This window comes from Actinomyces sp., assembly GCF_030530635.1.
GTDB lineage: Bacteria > Actinomycetota > Actinomycetes > Actinomycetales > Actinomycetaceae > Actinomyces.
The window spans coordinates 1-17,777 of record NZ_JAUMUL010000041.1 but is presented as its reverse complement, the minus strand read 5'-3'; the positions used below and the strand labels follow the sequence as shown (position 1 = coordinate 17,777).

Sequence of the window (17,777 nt, the reverse complement as noted above, 5' to 3'; positions counted from 1 at the left end):
GCCGAATACCCCGACGACGAGGACGCCCGCGAGCTTGCTCGTGAGGCGTCCGAGGAGGAAGGGGTAACAAGGCCGCCAGGCCGAATACCCCGACGAATCGCTAACCTGGACCCGATGTCTGAACCTCGAGCAGATGCCGCTTACAGACGCGCGCTGGCGGCCTTCAGAAGTCCCACACTAGACCTGCTGCACGGCCGCTACGCGCCCTTCGTCGTCGCCGCCCTCTCCCTCGTTTTCACTCCGGACCGGCCGCTGGTCGCGGTCGCCGACGCCCACGCCGAGGTCACCGAGGCCGTCGAGCAGTTGCGTGCCTGTGGCTACGACGAGGACGAACGCGGACTGCCCACCGGCTCCGGCCGGGACATCTGCCGCTACTGGGTGCGCGTGGGTTGGCTGATCCCCCAGATGCATGACGGCGTGGAGGTCTACCGGCTCTCCGCCCAGGCCGTGGGGGCGCTGGAACTCGTCGGTCGTTCGGGCGCAGGCCGCTCCCGGGTATCACGCTCCCGCGTACGCACCCTCCTGGAGGCTGTGGACCAGCTGGTCGCCAGCGCCGAGACCGACCCCGAGCGACGCCTGGCCCGGCTACTGGCCGAGCGCGCCGAACTAGATGCTGCGATCGCGCAGATCCGCGCCGGAAAGGTGAAGCCGGCCGACGACGACCAGTTGTTGGAGGAGGCGGAGAACGTACTCCACCTGTCGCAGGAACTGCCGGCCGACTTCGCCCGCGTGGCGGAGTCCATCAAGGCCATGCAACGCGATGTGGTCACCGAACTGCGCCGCGATGTGCGCCCCACCGGGGAGGTGCTGCGCGAGTACCTGGAGCGCGGGCAACATGTGATGGAGTCGACTTCCGAGGGACGGGCCTTCGCCGGTGCCCTGCGGCTGATCGGCACCCCGGAGCAGATCGACCGGATCAACGAGCAACTCGCCTCGGTACTCGACCTGCCATTCACCGCCCTCCTGGCCGCCGACCAGCGCGAGGAGTTGCGCGCCGTCGCCAAGCGCATCGAACAGGGAGTCGACGAGGTGCTCACCGCCCAGCGGCGCGCCTCGCACGTAATCACCGCCCAGGTGCGAACCCACGATCCGGTCCGCGACCGGGAGCTGGATGATCTGCTGCGCTCGGTAATGGCCGCCATGCAGAACTGGATGCACGCATCCTCCACCGTCGACGCCGTCGAACCGATACGCTCCCTGCCGACCCCCGCTCTGGGCCACCTGCGCCAGTCCCTGAGCGATCTGCACCCGCCCCGCAAACCCGAGCCCCTGCACAGCCAGGAGGACGACGTCGAGTTCCTCGACGCCGACACGCGCGAGTGGGGCGGACCGCATTACGGGGAGATTGAAGAGTACGTGGGCACCATCGGCACCGATCATTTCGACCTGGCCGCAGCCTTCGAGGGCATGGCCGAACGCACCCGGCGTCCCGTCGACCTGCTGGGCCTGCTGGAGATCGCCCACCGCAATGGCATGGTCGAGGGCGATACAGTCTCCGTCGTCCAGGCGCGGCGCCCCGACGGAACCTCAAGGCGATTCGCCTTCGGCTCCGTCACCGCCCAGGCCTGCCCGACCCCGACCACCGAGGACACCGATTGAACGAGCACACTCCCGCCGCCGAGGCGATCGCCCGGGTCGAGGCGCCCCAAACCGATGCCTTCATCGATCCGGTTGCCATGGAGGATGACCCCGCGGAGTACTATCCCGGCGACCGCGGCACCCTGGAGGCGCCCGTGCGGCGTGTACTGGTGCGGCTCCTGCGCGACCGCTTCCTTCACGCTGAGCGCAACCGGGAGGACTGGCGCATCCTGTTGGACAACCAGCAGGTCATCGAATCCCGGCTCCACGACCTGTTCATCCGTCTGGTGGTCGACCCCGACCGGGGCGTGGCCTACAAGCAGCAGGTGCGCACCGAGGGGATCGAGGCTCCGGTCCTGCTGCGCGACAAGCCTTACACGCGCGCCGAAACCCTGGTGTTGATCTACCTGCGTGCCGTGTATCAGCGTGAGTCGACGGCGGGTGAGGGCGCGGTGCTGGTGGACGCCGAGGACGTCGAGCAGACGGCCCTGAGCTATTTCACCCATGCCGACCGGGAGACCGCCCGGCGCCAGCGGACCATCCGCAATGCTCTGGACCGGCTCGCGACTGACGGATTGATCGAGGAGGAGTCGGCCGGCCGCTTCCGCATCACCCCGGTCATTGAGATCATCCTGAGTGCCGAGCGACTCAAGCAGCTCGATACCTGGCTGCGGACACAGGCGGGGCTGGAGTCGCTGGAGGACTTGGATGCCGAGGCCCCCGAGCCGCCCGAAGCCGCCCCCACTGAACCAAGTGAGGCCGCCGAGTCGCCCACCACACCGCAGCAGCCGGAGCCCGACCCCCTGTTCACGGCCGCCGATACCATGCGCACAGCCGCGCCCGATTCCGCGGGAGCCCGCCCATGACGATGATCGACACCCTGTTCGGCCTGATTCCCGCCGCCTCCCGCGGGCAGCAGTGGCTCGCCCAGGAGCTGCAACTGATTAACTGGGGAGGTTACGACGGCTACCACCGGGTGCGGTTCTCCCCCACCGCAACACTCCTGTGCGGCGGCTCCGGCTCCGGCAAGTCCACCCTCATGGATGCCTATATCGCACTGATGATGCCGCACACCACGCCCTTCAACGGCGCCTCCAACGCTGGAGTCACCGGGCGGGCGCGCAGCGGAGAACAGCGCAACATCCTGTCCTACGGCCGCGGCAAGCTCGATGAGTCGCGCACCGAGGACGGCACCCGGATGCGGGTGCTGCGTGGCGACGGCGAGGACACCTGGACGGCCGTGGCCATGACCTGGCTGGACCACGACGGCTCCCGCTTCACCGCCCTGCGGGCCTGGTACATCCCGGCCTCCGCCAGGGGCGTGGATGACACAGTCAAGATACGCGGAACCGTCGACGGCCCCTTCGAGCTGACCCGCCTGGAGGAGGCGGCCGCCCACCGGCTGGGCGCGGCGGCGATCAGGGAGGCCGGGGTGGAGACCCAGCCCACCGACCGCGAGTTTCTCGCCCGCATCTACTCGGTGTTGGGAATCGGGGCCGCCGGCTCCGGCACCAAGGCCATGAGTCTGCTGGCCCGGATTCAGGCCGGCCAGCAGATCACCACCGTGGACGAGCTCTACAAGCGCATGGTGCTGGAGGAGCCGGCTACGCTCGCCACCGCCGACGCCGTCGTCTCTCACTTCGACGAGCTCCAGGCGACCCGCGACCGCATGATCACCGCACAGAAGCAGGTGCACGCCCTCAGCCCCATCCGCACCATGCGCGCCCGCATCGACGCCGCCGCCCGACGCCTGGAGCTGCTTGACGCGGTCGGTGACTTCTCCCAACCAGATTCACGCGCCGGCAGGTGGCGCGCCGAGTACCGGTTGAGCCTGCTGCGCGCGGCTGAGGAGGAGCTGCGCCGCCGCAAGAGCACCGCGGACGCGCAGGTCGCCGCCTCGGCCGCCACCGCCTCCGCGGCCGAGGCGGAGTATGAGGCCGCCCGGGAGGTGCTGCGCAGCTCCGGTGGCGCCCGGCTGGAGACCGCCGAGCGGGAACTGCGGCAGACCGAGCGCAGACTGGAGGAGGTGCGGGCAGCACACCGGGCCTTTGCGGAGGCCACCGCCTGTCTGGGGACCCAGATCACCGGGCGGAAAGACTTCGAGGACCTGCGCGAACGCGCCCAGGCCGCCCTGGCGGACTCCGACACCAGACGCTCGGCGCGTACCGACCACGGTCGCGCCTACGCCGAGGCTCAGGCGCTGCGCCGACGGCTGGAAGGGCTGCGTACCGAGCAGGATCAGGCCCGCAGCCGCCAGGACTCCATCCCGGCCGGGCTTCACACCGCACGCGAGCAACTCGCCCGGGCGGCGGGGCTGCACATCCAGCAGCTGCCCTTCGTCGGGGAGCTGGTGGAGGTGCGCGCCGAGTACGAGCCGTGGCGAGAGGCCTTCAACCTGGCGCTGGGCGGCTTCGCGACGACCCTGCTGATCGACGCCACCCAACTGGGACGCCTCCGCGGGGCGATCAACGAGTTGCGCCTGTCCACCCGACTGCGCTACGAGGGTGTGCGCACCGGGGTGCAGCACCGGGGCCGGTTGGACCCGGACAGTCTCCCGGGCAGGTTGGAGTACCGGGATACGGAGTTCACCGGTTGGCTCAAGGAGCGCCTGGAGCAGCGCTTCGCCTTCGTCTGTGTGGACTCCCCGGACCAACTCGCCTCCCACGCCCGCGCGCTGACCATCACCGGGCAGATGTCGCAGGGCAACCGGGGCGCGCACGGCGGTCACGGCCGGTCCAACGTACTGGGATTCTCCAGTCGGCGGCGCCTGGCCGAACTCGCACAGGAGGAGGAGCGCCTGGCCGCGGACCTGACGCGGGCCGAGGCCGCCCGCGAGCGGGCCGAACGGGCTCTCGACGACGTCGAGGCGCATCGCGCCGCCTACCGGCGTGTACTGGACACCGGCTGGGAGCAGATCGACGTCCGGGCACTGGAGCAGGAGCAGGCGCGCTGGGGCGGCGTCGTCGCCGAGGCGTCCACCGACAATCCGGAGGTGACCTCTCTGCGCCGCAAGGTGGACGAACTGGGCCGGAAGGTGCAGGAGTTCCAGCAACAGGTCGGCCGGGCCCGGGCGGATCAGGAGGCGCTGGCGGAGCGCTGGGCGGTGACCTCCGACGCCGTCGACGAGGCCCAGGGCCTGCTGGACGAGGCGCAAGAGAACGGGGAGGTCTTAACCGACGATGAGCGCGAGTACCTGTCCGGGCGTTTCGCGCCGACACCCGCCGCCGCGGAACTGGACCCGCTCCGGCGCCTGGAGCACTTCGACACGGCACTGGCCGCCGGGGCGCGTCTACTGAAGGAAGACCGGGCCAACGCCCGCACCACCCTGGACGAGCAGCGTGCCGCACTGCGCCACGCCCTGGAGTCCTTCCTGGATGCCTGGCCCAACCCGGGCCTGCGGGCCGACCCGGAGACCTCCTACCGGGACTTCGAACGGATACTCACCGACCTGGAGACCTCCGGCCTGCATGAACTTGAGGAGCAGTGGCGCAACAGCCTGCTGCGGCTGTCCGGCAATGACTTGGCCAACCTGGACTCCGCACTCGCGCGGGCGCTGCGGGAGGTGCGTGAGCGCATCGAGCCGGTCAACCGGATCATGGCCGATCTGCCGTTCTACGACGACGCCCACCGACTGCAGATCAACCTGCGGGAGAACCAGTCGCGGGTGCGGTCACGTTTCCGCAGGGACCTGCGCGAGGTGCGCGCCCTAATCGAGGCGGCCGACACCGAGGCCCGGCGGGCGCAGGCGTATGTGCGCATGTCACGGCTGATCGACCGCATCCGGCGGTCCGCCCCCGACTTCAGCACGCTCGTGGATGTGCGCAACCATGTACGCATCAGCGCCGAGAAGGTCCACGCGGCCACCGGTGCGCATGCTGCCCTGTACGACCACATCGGGGAGAAGTCCGGCGGGGAGTCGCAGGAGCTGATCGCCTTCATCGTGGGGGCGGCCCTGCGCTACCAGCTGGGCGACGCCGCCGCCGAGCGGCCGCGGTACGCCGTCGTCTTCCTCGACGAGGCCCTGATCAAGGCGGACGCCCACTTCACCAAGCGGGCCATCGGCGCCTGGCGAGGCCTGGGCTTCCAACTCGTGATCGGCGCTCCCAACGACAAGTACAGCGCCATCGAGCCGCATGTCGACGTCGAGTACGACATCCTCAAGGACACCAAGGGGCGCTCCTGGGAGAAGCTTAAAATCGGCCTGGACGAGGTCGTCGCCTGAGCCCCAGTTGTATTAACCTGGTTGCGGCGTCGGGCCGCGACGGGCCCCGGGCTCCAACATAAGCCGCCACGAGCGGCCATCGCGCCGACTGGCGCTCTCCGGCCCGACGTCACCTCCAGGCTCTTTCACGCCCGGGTGGATCGGGCCATCGACGCCGTTCGGGTGCTTCAAGAGGCGGCGATCGCGGGTGGGACCCCGTCAGCGGCCCTCAGAAAGCACCGGACGCTGCTTCTCAATGGCCACGGCACGGATCTTGCCGCGCGGGCGCCGCGCCATATGCACCACCATGATCTCCCCGGTCTTCAACCACGGGTCCTGATCCGGGACCGAACGCAGCAGCTTGCCGGGAGCGTACTCGGAGATGGCCTCCATGACGGTGGGCAGCACCGGCCGGTGGGTGCACACGGCGACCGGCGCGTCACGGCTCCGCAGCACCTTGGACACGACCTTGCGCGCGGCCTTCGGCTTGGCCGCATGTGCGGCCTCCGTCAGCGCCGACTCGGTGACCAGTTCGATCCCGGCCGCTCGCGTGTAGGGGGCGACCGTGTCATGGCAGCGCCGCCACGGACTGGTGATCACCTGGGCGACCCCGTATGCGGCCAGCACCGGCACCAGCGCCCGGGCCCGCACCTCCCCCTGGTCCTGGGTCAGGGGGCGGGTGGCCTCATCCGTTTCGGCGTCGCGCTGGTGGGGGCGGTTCCACACTGAACGCTTGACGGCGCGGGCGTGGCGCACGAGGACGAAGGTCCAGGTGTCGAGTTTGCCGTCCTCCCACAGGTCCACCAGGGAACCCAGCAGGTCGCGGTCCAGGGAGTGGGTAAGCAGGTTTCGGGCCTTCTTCACGCGCACCCACTCCACACCGTCTATTTCGGATCGTGGGGCCGGCTTGATCGGGCTGCGGGCGAGCAAGGCCGGACTGTCCTCCGCCAGTTCACGGGCGACCCAGTAGTGCACCTCCTTGCGGCATCCGTCGGAGAGCTTGTAGCGGATGGTGTCCAGTGGCTGCCCGAGCGCGACCTGGACACCGGTCTCCTCGGCGACCTCCCGCACCGCGCAGGTGCGCACCGACTCCCTGGGCTCGACTTTTCCCTTGGGGAAGGACCAATCGTTGTAGCCGGGCCGGTGGACGAGCAGCACCTCCAAGTGCCCCTTCGACTCGCGCCACACGAGGGCGCCCGCGGCTCTGACTATGCGTCTCTTCGTTACGGACTTACCTGCCATATGTGGTGGTTCCCGCTTATCAGTGCCCGGCCCGCAGGCGTGAACGCGCCCAGGTCATCAAGGTGGTCTGGATGTCCTCGAGCCGATTGCCGTCGGCGTCGTGGGTGTGACGGGTCCAGGTGCCATCGGGGTTGAGCCACCAGGAGGAGACGGCGTCGCTGGCGGCATGAGTGACGAGCCACTCCAGCTGCCCGATCATCACCGGGTCGGTGATGCGCACGAGCGCCTCCACCCGACGGTCCAGGTTGCGGTGCATCAGGTCGGCAGACCCGATGAACAGGTCGGTGTCACCGTCGTTGCAGAAGGCGAAGATGCGGGAGTGCTCCAGATAGCGCCCCAGGATCGAGCGTACCCGGATGTTCTCGCTCAGACCCGGTACTCCGGCGCGCAGGCCGCAGATGCCCCGCACCACGATGTCGACGTCGACCCCGGCCCGGCCGGCCCGGTAGAGGGCGTCGATGCAGGCCTCATCGATGATCGAGTTGACCTTGATGCGGATCCAGGCGGGCTTGCCGGCGCGCTTGTTGGCGATCTCCCGGTCTATGCGCTCGATGAGGCCGTCACGCACGGTACGCGGAGCCACGAGCAGGCGACGGAAGCGGGCGCGCGGCGCGTATCCCGACAGCTGGTTGAACAGGGTGGTCAGGTCCTGAGCGACATCGCGGTCCGTCGTAAGCAGACCCAGGTCCTCATAGCCACGGGCGGTCTTGGGATGGTAGTTGCCGGTGCCGACGTGGCAGTAGCGGCGCAGCCCGTCCGACTCCTGCCGGACCACCAGCAGCAGCTTGCAGTGGGTCTTGAGCCCGACCATGCCGTAGACGACGTGCACGCCGGCGCGTTCGAGCTTACGCGCCCAGGTGATGTTGTTCTCCTCATCGAAGCGGGCCTTGATCTCCACGATCGCCACCACCTGCTTGCCGGCCTCGGCGGCCTCAATCAGGGCGTCCACGATCGGCGAGTCGCCGCTGGTGCGGTACAGGGTCTGCTTTATGGCCAGGACTTTGGGGTCGGCGGCCGCCTGGGAGATGAACTCCTGCACGGAGGTGGAGAAGGAGTCATACGGGTGGTGCAGGAGCACGTCGCGTTCGCGCATGGCGGCGAAAACGTCACCAGCGGAACTGGACTCCTCCGGCGCCAGCCCGGCGGCGGTCACCGGCACGAAGCGCGGATACTTCAGATCCGGGATGTCCATGTCGTGGAGCTGGTTGAGGCTGGTCAGGTCCAACGGCGGCGGCAGTTCGAACACGTCGTCGTCACGCAGGCCCAGGGCGCGCACCAGATAGCGGCGCACGAAGGGGCTGATGGTGTCCTCAACCTCCAGGCGCACACTCGCACCGAAACGACGGCGCTCCAGTTCCTTCTCCATGGCCGTCAGGAGGTTCTCGGCATCATCCTCCTCCACCTCGAGGTTCTCATTGCGGGTGACGCGGAACAGGTGGTGCTCGAGGATGTCCATTCCCGGGAACAGGTGGTCCAGGTGCTGGGCGATGACGATCTCAATGGGGATGAAGGCGGTGCCGGCGCGTTTGTTCTTCGGATCGAGTTCGCGCCCGGGCACGGTGATCAGGCGCGGCAGCGACGGCGGCACCTTCACCCGGGCGAAGTGCTCCTTTCCAGACCTGGGGTTGCGCAGCAGCACCGCGAGGTTCAACGAAAGGCCGGAGATGTAGGGGAAGGGGTGGGAGGGGTCGACCGCCAGCGGCGTGAGCACCGGGAAGATCTGGTGGCGGAAGTAGCGGGTGATCTTCTCGGTCTGTTCGGGGTCGAGCTCGTCCCAGGTGAGGATCTCAATGTTGTGCTCGGCCAGCTTGGGCCGTATGTCCTCCTGGAACAGCGCCGCCTGCCGGGCGGTGAGTTCCTTGGCTCGTTCAGTGATGGCGGCGACCACCTGATAGGCGTCCAGACCCGAGGCCCGTACCGGCGTGATGCCGGCCTTGATGCGGCGCATGAGCCCGGCCACTCGCACCATGTAGAACTCGTCCAGGTTGGAGGAGAAGATCGCTGCGAACCAGGCGCGCTCCAGCAGCTCCAGGTTCTGGTCCTCGGCCTGCTCCAGTACACGCTCGTTGAAATCCAGCCAGGTCAACTCCCGGTCCGTGAAACGCTCCGTGAAGGACTCCAGCGGCGGCAGTTCTTCCTCCGGCCGGGGCACGTCGGCGGCATCGGCACCGCTCCGGGCAGCAAGGTCGGGCTCCGGGGTTCCGGCCGCGGTACGCGAGCGCATGGGCGGGGCGGCCACTGCCGTCGCCGAACCGGATTCGGAATCGGCCGCATTGAGGTCCGGGGAGTCCGGAAGACGGGTTGCGCCCTTGACGGCGGGAGGCGGTACCGGGGCCGCACCATCGCCCCCATCGGTCCCCGAGGCGGGAGCATGCTCATCGAAGTCCTCGTCCTCATACTGGGGACCGGCGTCATCGTCCACGAAATCACGGGGATCGGCGGCCTCGATGACATGATCCTCGATGATCTCTAAATCCTCCTTGGTCAATGCCACGGCGTCCTCCCCATCCGCCGCCAGTGCCGACGCCCCGATGCGCGCGCCCGCCTCCTCCGCACTCACCGGCGAGGAACCCGGGTCGGCCGCGTGCCGGGCCTGGGCACGGGCCCAGCCGCCCAGGAAGGAGGCCAGTGGCGCCGAGGTCGTGGAGGGGGTGGCTGCTTGGTCGGGCGTCGTCATGGGGGAATCGTCCCACGTCTGAGCCGGTATTGGGCAGTGAACGGCACCGGTGAACCCTGTGCGAACGGGCGCCCGCGGCCAGAGCGGTCGGTGGCGGTTGCGCCGGGCGGGTGCGGGCGGAGTCAGTCCAACAGTCCGGCGCCGGCACGCCGGGCCGCCTCGGCGAGCTCATCCGCCGTCGTCAGGAGCGCGGAGTCGCGGCGGGTGACCCGGTGGGCTAGCTCGTCGGCGTCGTCGTCGATCCAGGCGGCGCTGCTGCCGGCTGCCAGCGCCCGCAGGAAGCCGGCCGTGGTCGTCAGGACCGGCACCAGGGCCGGCACGGAGCCGTCGACTTGGCCGCCCAGGACGCCGTCCAGGGCGGCGCGCAGCTCCTGCGGCGCCGGTACGCGCCGGGCGTCTACCAGGGCGGCGTCGAGCCGGACCCGGGCGGCGGCCGCCTCGGGCTCGCTCGCAATCGTGCTCAGGTCGACGACGGTGGCGTAGCGCCGCTCGACCAGATCCGGATCGCGACGGATCCACTCGCGCACGAGGAACAGCCGCCAAAGTGCGCCCGGCAGCGTCGTGGCCGGAGAATCGGCCCACAGCTCGGCGACGGCGTCGACGCCGTGACCGGCGACGGCTCCGGCTACGCCGTCGCGAGTGATTCGCTCCACGGAGGCATCAGCTTCGAGGTCGTCCTCCGGGAAGCCGCCGACCAGTGCCTGTGCCGCCCGGTGGGCAAGTTCGGAGGCGACGGCGGTATCGACGCCGCCCTCGATGTTCTCGGCCGCCTCGGGATCGAGGCGTGCGGGACGGTGGAATTGACGGGCCATAGGAACTCCTCGTGTCCTCGTGTTTCCCGGTTGTGTGCCGACGCCGACCGACACGGTGGTGGGCCGTCCGGCTCGCGTTGCCTACATCTTGTCCAAGTCCATTGTCCCGCATGGGCGGAAGAAACGTTAGCGGGCCGAATGGGCGCCGGACCGGGCGTGGGCATGTTCGAGGTGCGGCCGCGCGGGGCATGCCGGCGCCGCTGGGACTGCAATGGCATCGGCTGCTGGTGAGCCGATGGAATCCGCTATGCTTGGCGACGCCGTCGGCGCCTGGGCTCTGTCCCGGCCGAGGGCGCGCCCCTCTAGCTCAGTTGGTCAGAGCTGCGGACTTTTAATCCGAAGGTCGTGGGTTCGAGCCCCACGGGGGGCACCAACATGGGCCGGCACATACGGAGCCGGCACCCAGCCCTCATCAGTCCGGTGCGGCATCAGCTCGTCAACTGTCACTCCGAAGACCTGAGCAACAGTAAAGACATCTTCAACGGGCCACGTCACCTGCCCACGGATTCGTTGGCTGACATTCGAGCCAGCGACACCCAGGATGTCCCCGAGCTTGGCACGCGTGATTCCGTGGACCAGTAGGTACTGGTTGAGAGAAACACCTAAGGCGGCGTCGAACGACAGCCCGGGTCCGCTGTAGGCCCTCCGCTTCCGTGTGCGCGTCATGAACTAAAAGTACCAAACGAACGACGCGCCGTCAAACGATTGGTTGACAAAGATCAATCTCGTGGACATGATCAACGTCATGGATGAACGATCTGTTGACGACCAGACGGTCAACGTCGACGACGACGATCTGCTCACTGGTGACGATGCCGTGAAGCTTCTGCCGGGCGTCACATACCAGACGCTTATGCGTTGGGCACGCCAAGGACACGTCACCTCGGTGCAGTATGTGAAGCGTGGAAGGCGACTCTTCCCTCGCTCAGCCATAGAGGAGCTGAAACGCCACCGATCAACCAACGCGGAACAGTCTGCGCCCTCGGCGTCGCCGCCGCCGTCGCCTGATGGGGTGTTGCCGGGGCAGCCGGTGTTGTCGTGGCCGTCGCCGGCGTCTCCGGCTACCGTGGTGAGTGCGAGTTGATGGAAGGGGGTGTTTTTGATGAGTTTCAAGGCTTTGACGTGGGCTATGAACGTTCGCGGCGTGAAGCCCCTGGATCGGTTGGTGCTGGTGTCTGTGGCGGATAACGCCCAGCCTGACGGCGTCGCGATCGTCGACCTGGAAGGCCTGGCTGAGCAGGTTGAGGTGTCGAGTGACACGCTGGCGAAGTGCTTTGCTCGGTTGTCGGAGTCGGGTTTGCTGTCGGCTAGGCTGGCGGGTCCTGACGCCCCGCGCCCGGGCACTGAGGTGTCGCTTGCGTTGGACGTGGACGGAGTTGATCCGTCGTGAGTCATCTGGCGTCGACGTGGGCGTGGTTGGTGAGGGGTATTGGTCCTTACCCGAAGCTAGTGTTGGCTGCGTTGGCTGATCAGGCTGATGACAGTGGTTACTGCTGGCCGTCTCAGAGCGTGATTGCTGAGCGTTGCGAGATGGGTGAGCGGACGGTGCGTCGGCATGTTCGGACGCTTCAGGAGCTCGGGTTGTTGACGGTTGTTCGTCGTTCGTCGACGCATGGCCGGAGGTCGAATGGTTACCGGCTGCATATTGGTGTCGGGTTGGAGAATTCGTTGGAATCTCGGCAACAGGCCAATCTGGCCGGTTGCGGAGATGAGCCAGAGGGGTTTTCCACAGGCCCGGATGCGGGGCAGTCGGTTTCGCCTGCGATTCCGGCAACAGGCCAATCTGGCCGGTTGCGCAAGAGGCCAGATCGGCCGCTCGCAACCGGCCAGTGCTGGCCGGTTGCATATAGGAACCGTCATTAGAACCACCAGACCTGACCTAACCGATGAGGTGACGTCACCAGCGGCGATCGGCTCGGAGCTGGTGCGGGTCGGGTCTGGTCGGCTCGAGCGAGCGGGCGATGACGGGTGGGCCGGGGCTGCGCCCTCGGCCCGGTCGGCGTCGTCCCCGGCGACGTCGGCGGCTCCGTCGGTGGGTTCGCCGGCTGGTGCTGGGCACCGTGCGGCAACAGGTGCCGCACGGTCGGCCGACGGCGGGTCAACGGTGCCGCCTGAGGCGTTTTCGGCGGATTCCCGGGAGTTGGCCGGGGTTGTGCCTGTCGGCACGTCGTCGCCGCCAGCGGTCAAAGAGCGGGACGATGGTCCCATGTCCGAGCCTGCCGGTGCGGCACCTGTTGCCGCACGGTCGGATGATGTCGCTCGGGCGGATGTGGGTCGGTTGTTGGCGTCGTGTCTGCCGGGGTGGATGAGGGCGATGGATGCGGATGGTGCCGCGCTGGTGGCGGGGCTGCTGGTGGAGCGTCTGCGGGCTGGTTGGACGCCGGCCGCGATCCGTGGGGTGATGGATGCTCCGCCGCCGTCGGAGCCGGTTCGCCGGATGAGCGCATTGGTGGCTTATCGGCTGAGGGGCAACGTTGATCCGGCGCTTGCGCCGCGGGCTGATGGCGCGGGCCAGCGGTCGGAGGTGGAGCGTCAGGAGGAGACGCGGCGGCGGTCGGAGGCGATCGCCGAGCCCGACGCTGACCGGCGGGTGCGTGATCCGCGGTGGGCGGAGGCTTGGGCGCAGGTGGTGGCCGAGCTGCCGGATGCGTCGCGGCTGGATCAGGCGCAGGCGACTCGGGAGCTGCTTGAGACGGGTGTTGACGTGTCGGTGCTGCGCGATAGGGTGCACGCCAGGGCACAAAAGCGTGTAGCTAGGGCCGCGAAGCGGTCACGGAGCAGGAGGCCGCAATGATCGACGTCGACGAGCTTGGCGCTGTTGGTGGGCTTGAGACCTCGGAGGGGCTGGTGGCTGCCGTATCGGCTGTCCTGGATGCGCCGGCGGGCTGGGAGTCGGTCCTTGGGTGGCGTGTGGCCTGTGGCTTGTGTGAGGCGACCGCCCAGCGCTGGCACTCTCCGCGGTGGGGCTTGGAGGAGATGACTGATGCGGTGCGGCTGGTGGTGCTGACGCGGTCGGAGGACCTGGTCGATTGGGCTGGCGCGCATTCGGGGGCGGATGTGTGGGGCTGGGTCCTGAGGCACGCTCTGGGCGTGTTGCAGCGAGAGTGGCTGCTGGATCGGCTGGGCGGTCTGACTGGGGACTCAAATCTGCGGCGGCTGGTGGAGCATGTTGGTCTGCGGCCGGTTGTGGGTTGGGAGGATTTGGCGTACCCGGGGTTGGACCAGTCGTCGGCGCTTGCGGAGGCGGAGCTGCCGTGGGCGCTGGCGGATCGGGAGTGGCCTGGTGAGGTGCACCCGTGGGATCTCGGGCCGGCCTTGGAGTCGGTGGTGGCTCTGCTGATTGCGCTTGGGGTGCGGCCTGAGCCGGCGTGGCTGGGCACGTGCCGCATCCTGGAACTGGCCGTGGATGGCGAGCGAGATCGGCGGCATACGCGGGCGCGGACGGACGCCGAGGGCGGCTGGCTGCGAGAGCTCGGGATCTCGCCGGCTGCGGCGGGGGCGTGGATGAGCATTGTGACGGGCTCGCGGCGCCTGGGCGCGGCGTCGGCGGTGACACTGGCACTGCGGGACGGCGCGGAGCTGTTGGCGGCGCAAGAGGCGTGGCTGGTTGAGGTGCTGCTCGGAGCACCGACGATCGCCGGCGCGGACGTGGCTGCCGCATAGCGTCGGTGCAGCGCCCGGCGGCCTGCTGTGCCGGGAGAGCTGCGCGTGTGCGGGCTGCGGTCACATAAAGGGGGTGTGAGTACTCCCGCGTCCTCAGCGTCATCCTCGGCCTCGTCATCGTCCCCTGGGCGGCGAGTGCTGGTGGGCGTGCTCGTGCTCGGTCTAGTGCTGGGGGCACCATTGGTTCCGATCGCAGGATTCTTCGGCCTGGCGCTGCTGGGTGATCAGCAGCAGTCGGCGGCCGCGGGCGGCTCATCGATCGTTTGTGACACCGGCGGGGCGTCGGTGACCGCGAGGGATGCGTCAGGCACCGAGGTGACCCTGGACGCCACCCAGGTGCGTAATGCCGCGGTGGTGATGCAGGCGGGTCAGAGCATGGGGCAGCAGGCACAGGTGATCGCGCTGGCGACCGCGTTGACGGAGTCGGGGCTGCGCAATTTAGCCAACGACGGCAGCTACTCCTACTCGGGTGGGGTGATGTCGATGTCTGCCTGGGAGTCGGCCCGGTCGGTAGTGGTTGGGTCGATGGATCTGCCTCACGATGGTGTGGGATCGGACTGGGACAGCATCGGCCTGTTTCAGCAGCGGCCGTCTGCTGGTTGGGGGACGGTGGAGGAGATCATGGACCCGGCCACCAGCTCGTCGACCTTCTATGAGCGGCTGGCGGGCGTGTCTGGGTGGGAGTCGATGAGTGTTGCGGCGGCGGCTCAGGCGGTGCAGGTGTCGGCGTTCCCGTCGGCTTATGCGCGGTGGGAGCCGGTGGCGAGGTCGCTGTTGTCGGCGTTGTCGACGGTGACCTGCAGCAGTAGCGGCTCGGCGTCTGTGGGTGGGGTGCCGACGGGCCTGGATGAGAAGCGCAACAAGGTAGTCACCTTCGCTTTGCAGCAGCTCGGGGATGCCTATGTGTGGGGTGCGGAGGGGCCGGACAGCTGGGATTGCTCGGGGCTGGTGCAGGGCGCGTATCGGCAGATCGGTGTGGAGCTGGAGCATTGGTCTGAGGCGCAGCGGTCGGCCGGGCGTGAGGTGTCGGCGTCTGAGGCGCTGCCGGGGGACATCATGTGGTGGCCCGGACATGTTGGGATCTATTTGGGCGATGGTGAGTTGGTGGGCGCTCAGACGCCGGCTCAGGGGGTGGTGCGTATACCGGTTTATGGCGCGCCGCGCTATATCCGTGTGATCGAATAGTGACCGGCCGGGCTCCCTGGCTGGGCGTCCCTGCGTGTGTGCGGGGGGCTGTCGCATATAGGGGGTGAGGCCGGAGCAGCGATCAGCGATTTGGAGGGAGGCACCACAAGATGGGTGTGATCACGAGGTTCTTCGACGGGTTCACGTGGCGCGGTAAGGCGGTGATGGGACTGCTTGCGGTGGTGTTGGTGCTTGCGGTGGGGGTGGTGATTGGGCAGCGGTCGGCGGCCGAGCGGACTGTGGCCGGCGGTGATGAGCCGACCGTTGATGCGGCGGTGGAGCCGACGCTGGGTGTGCCGTCGGGGCTGCCGTCGGCGCCTCCGGGGGACAGTCAGGACGTGCGATCCAGTACGGGCGTGGACTATGGGGCCGGCCTGCCCCGCCTGGGCGAGTCGCAGTACGCGAGGACCAACGATCCGGTTGTGTTTGCGGCGTCTGTGCGTGCAGCTCTGGGGTATGACTACAGCGAGTATCAGCCTGAGGATCTGATGGCTGAGGCGGACCGGATCACCACGGAGATGCTGGCGGGCATGGATGGCACGGACGGGCCACTCGGTGCTGAGGTGCACGATGCTCTGCGGGGCGCGGTGTCCAAGTCTGTGGATCTGGATGAGTTGGCGTATCGCGTGGATGCCAGGCAGCACGACTCGATCGACATAACGCGCGTGGAGACCCTCTCGAATGAGGATCTGCACGCGGACATTGGTGACAACGCGTATTTGAAGGTCGTGGAGAATCGGTCTAAAGGGATCTACCAGTACAACGTGTGGGCGGATTTGACGACCCAGGTGCAGGCAGTCGATGACGTCGCTGGCTGGACGCGGACGGTCACGACTGGGGCGCACATCCTGGTGCACTGCCCGGACGGCGACTATTGCTCGCTGATCGGCATGGTTGGCCAGACACGGGAGGACTCGTGAAGAACTCACGGTCGCAGCGCTGGTGGCGGCTGCTGCTGCCTCTGCTGGTGCCGCTCGTGCTGATCGTGGGCGTGGGCCTGGCAGCGCCGGCGCACGCCGACGAGGTGGAGCGTGGCGATGGCAAGCTCGGTCGTGTCGTCGACAGGGTCGATGAGGATGAGGGTCTGACTGGTGGTGACCGGGTGCCGCTTGAGGGCAGGTGGGGCGAGGATAGGCGCCCGCCACCGGTTTGGGTGGAGGATAAGGGCACCGGTACCTATACCCAAAAGTCCCCGCAGGGGGGTGATGGGACTGATGGCGGTGGTGGGATCGCTGGCGCGCCTCGTAGGCTCAGTGCGGGAGAGGACGCGGGTGGTCGCTCGCCGGATGATGCCCTGCGTGGCGTAGGGAGGTGGATTGAGGATAAGGCGTCGGGTCTGGTGGAGGCCGTGCGGGATCTTGCCAAGGACGTGGGCAATGTTGTGTCGACGGTCGGGGATCTGATTGGCATGTCCATCCCGGAGGCGATTGAGGCGGTGATGGGCGCGGTCGCGGCCTGGCTTGCGGGCACGCTCGGATCGGCCGCTGCATGGCTGTTGTCGACGCTCATACAGTTCGCCTTCGCGTTGACAAGCGCGGATCTGAATGCGGAGTTTGTGTGGACGTGGGCGGGCAAGATATTTGCGATTGCGATACCGCTTACGTTGTTATTGGCGTTTTGGCAGTTGATGTCGTCTGCGGTGCGTGGTCGGCCGTTGCAGGGGGTGCGGCAGGCGGGCGTGGGTGCGACGGCGGCGACGGCGGGCACAATGGTCGCGATCCCGATCCTGGCAGCTATCAGCTCGGCGGTTGACCGCCTATGTGTGGCGATGGCCGGGAACCTGAAGGATCAGGTCAATGACCTGGCGGCGGCGATCACCGACTTGTGGTCGCCGGCGACTCTGGCTGCGGTGGCGGCCACGATGGGCCTGGGCGCCGCGTCTGTGATTCTGACGCTGATCTTCATCATTTTCGCGGTCTGCGTGATTATCGGTGGCATCGGGTTGATCATCACGCTGGTGTTGCGTGAGCTGAGCCTGTATGCGTGCACGGTGGTGTTGCCGATGGCGATGAGCGGGTTGGCGGCGCGCACGTCGCGGCGGTGGCCACGACAGGTGATCTCGTGGCTGCTGGCCCTGATCGTCTGCAAGCTCGGCGTGCTGATCGTGTTGGGGCTGGGGCTGACGATCCTGACGGACCGCATTGGGGACTTCACGGCTGAGGGCCTTGGCATGATCGCCTGGCTGGGTGACCTCGCTGTGGGTGTTGCGATGGTGCTGCTGGCGATGTTCGCGCCGTGGGTGTGCTTCAAGTTCTTCGACTTCCTCGGCGAGGAGAGCGTTGCCTGGATGCAGGGCTCGGTGCAGGGCGGCGTCGAGCGTGGCGGCGAGGTGGTCGGTCAGACCACTAAGACGGTGCTCGCCCTGGCCGCTGCGGCGGCCGGCGGCATCGCCGGCGCTGGTGCCGGCGCGGGCGCGGGC

14 protein-coding genes, 1 tRNA gene and 1 pseudogene are annotated in these 17,777 nt (G+C 68.1%); 12 read left to right on the top strand and 4 right to left on the bottom strand.

The window, feature by feature from the left end:
• Positions 1-114 precede the first annotated feature (114 nt).
• The 3 genes from Q4A20_RS09955 to Q4A20_RS09945 are packed head-to-tail and all read left to right on the top strand — an operon-like array spanning position 115 to position 5,800.
• Complete coding sequence (locus tag Q4A20_RS09955; RefSeq protein WP_303122597.1) at positions 115-1,599, top strand: DUF3375 domain-containing protein; 1,485 nt, start codon at positions 115-117, stop codon at positions 1,597-1,599.
• Entirely contained in the window at positions 1,596-2,444 is an 849-nt protein-coding gene (locus tag Q4A20_RS09950) for a DUF4194 domain-containing protein (protein WP_303122596.1), read from the top strand. Before Q4A20_RS09955 ends, Q4A20_RS09950 begins: the two co-directional genes overlap by 4 nt.
• Positions 2,441-5,800 carry an ATP-binding protein gene (locus Q4A20_RS09945; protein ID WP_303122595.1) on the top strand — a complete coding sequence of 1,120 codons (3,360 nt, stop codon included), beginning with the start codon at positions 2,441-2,443 and terminating at the stop codon, positions 5,798-5,800. The genes Q4A20_RS09950 and Q4A20_RS09945 overlap by 4 nt, the downstream gene beginning before the upstream one ends.
• Positions 5,801-5,998: 198 nt before the next feature.
• On the opposite strand, the gene Q4A20_RS09940 is transcribed toward Q4A20_RS09945, so the two are convergent.
• From Q4A20_RS09940 to Q4A20_RS09930, 3 genes are all read right to left on the bottom strand, one after another.
• A complete protein-coding gene (locus Q4A20_RS09940; RefSeq protein WP_303122594.1) occupies positions 5,999-7,021 on the bottom strand; it encodes an NUDIX hydrolase in 1,023 nt (340 codons plus the stop codon).
• A 19-nt stretch (positions 7,022-7,040) separates the two neighbouring features.
• Positions 7,041-9,698 carry an RNA degradosome polyphosphate kinase gene (locus tag Q4A20_RS09935; protein WP_303122593.1) on the bottom strand — a complete coding sequence of 886 codons (2,658 nt, stop codon included), beginning with the start codon at positions 9,696-9,698 and terminating at the stop codon, positions 7,041-7,043.
• A gap of 122 nt (positions 9,699-9,820) precedes the next feature.
• Positions 9,821-10,510 carry a hypothetical protein gene (locus Q4A20_RS09930; protein ID WP_303122592.1) on the bottom strand — a complete coding sequence of 230 codons (690 nt, stop codon included), beginning with the start codon at positions 10,508-10,510 and terminating at the stop codon, positions 9,821-9,823.
• 296 nt (positions 10,511-10,806) lie between these two features.
• Here Q4A20_RS09930 and Q4A20_RS09925 point away from each other — a divergent pair.
• Positions 10,807-10,883 (top strand) — tRNA-Lys (locus tag Q4A20_RS09925).
• 35 nt (positions 10,884-10,918) lie between these two features.
• Here the strand turns inward: Q4A20_RS09925 and Q4A20_RS15120 are convergent.
• A pseudogene (locus Q4A20_RS15120) lies at positions 10,919-11,176 on the bottom strand (helix-turn-helix domain-containing protein); the annotation flags it as partial.
• Positions 11,177-11,243: 67 nt separating this feature from the next.
• Here Q4A20_RS15120 and Q4A20_RS09920 point away from each other — a divergent pair.
• From Q4A20_RS09920 to Q4A20_RS09890, 8 genes are all read left to right on the top strand, one after another.
• Positions 11,244-11,594 (top strand): helix-turn-helix domain-containing protein, encoded by a 351-nt coding sequence (locus Q4A20_RS09920; RefSeq protein ID WP_303122591.1) that lies wholly within the window; start codon positions 11,244-11,246, stop codon positions 11,592-11,594.
• A gap of 18 nt (positions 11,595-11,612) precedes the next feature.
• A complete protein-coding gene (locus Q4A20_RS09915) occupies positions 11,613-11,900 on the top strand; it encodes a hypothetical protein (protein ID WP_303122590.1) in 288 nt (95 codons plus the stop codon).
• Positions 11,897-12,373 carry a helix-turn-helix domain-containing protein gene (locus Q4A20_RS15115; RefSeq protein WP_368502465.1) on the top strand — a complete coding sequence of 159 codons (477 nt, stop codon included), beginning with the start codon at positions 11,897-11,899 and terminating at the stop codon, positions 12,371-12,373. Before Q4A20_RS09915 ends, Q4A20_RS15115 begins: the two co-directional genes overlap by 4 nt.
• A 451-nt stretch (positions 12,374-12,824) precedes the next feature.
• Positions 12,825-13,304 carry a hypothetical protein gene (locus tag Q4A20_RS09910; protein ID WP_303122589.1) on the top strand — a complete coding sequence of 160 codons (480 nt, stop codon included), beginning with the start codon at positions 12,825-12,827 and terminating at the stop codon, positions 13,302-13,304.
• On the top strand, positions 13,301-14,173 hold the full coding sequence (locus Q4A20_RS09905; protein ID WP_303122588.1) for a hypothetical protein: 873 nt from the start codon (positions 13,301-13,303) through the stop codon (positions 14,171-14,173). Before Q4A20_RS09910 ends, Q4A20_RS09905 begins: the two co-directional genes overlap by 4 nt.
• A 75-nt stretch (positions 14,174-14,248) precedes the next feature.
• Entirely contained in the window at positions 14,249-15,358 is a 1,110-nt protein-coding gene (locus Q4A20_RS09900) for a C40 family peptidase (protein ID WP_303122587.1), read from the top strand.
• Positions 15,359-15,468: 110 nt separating this feature from the next.
• Entirely contained in the window at positions 15,469-16,278 is an 810-nt protein-coding gene (locus Q4A20_RS09895; protein WP_303122586.1) for a hypothetical protein, read from the top strand.
• 47 nt (positions 16,279-16,325) lie between these two features.
• On the top strand, positions 16,326-17,777 hold a 1,452-nt coding region (locus Q4A20_RS09890), incomplete at its 3' end, for a hypothetical protein (RefSeq protein ID WP_303122585.1).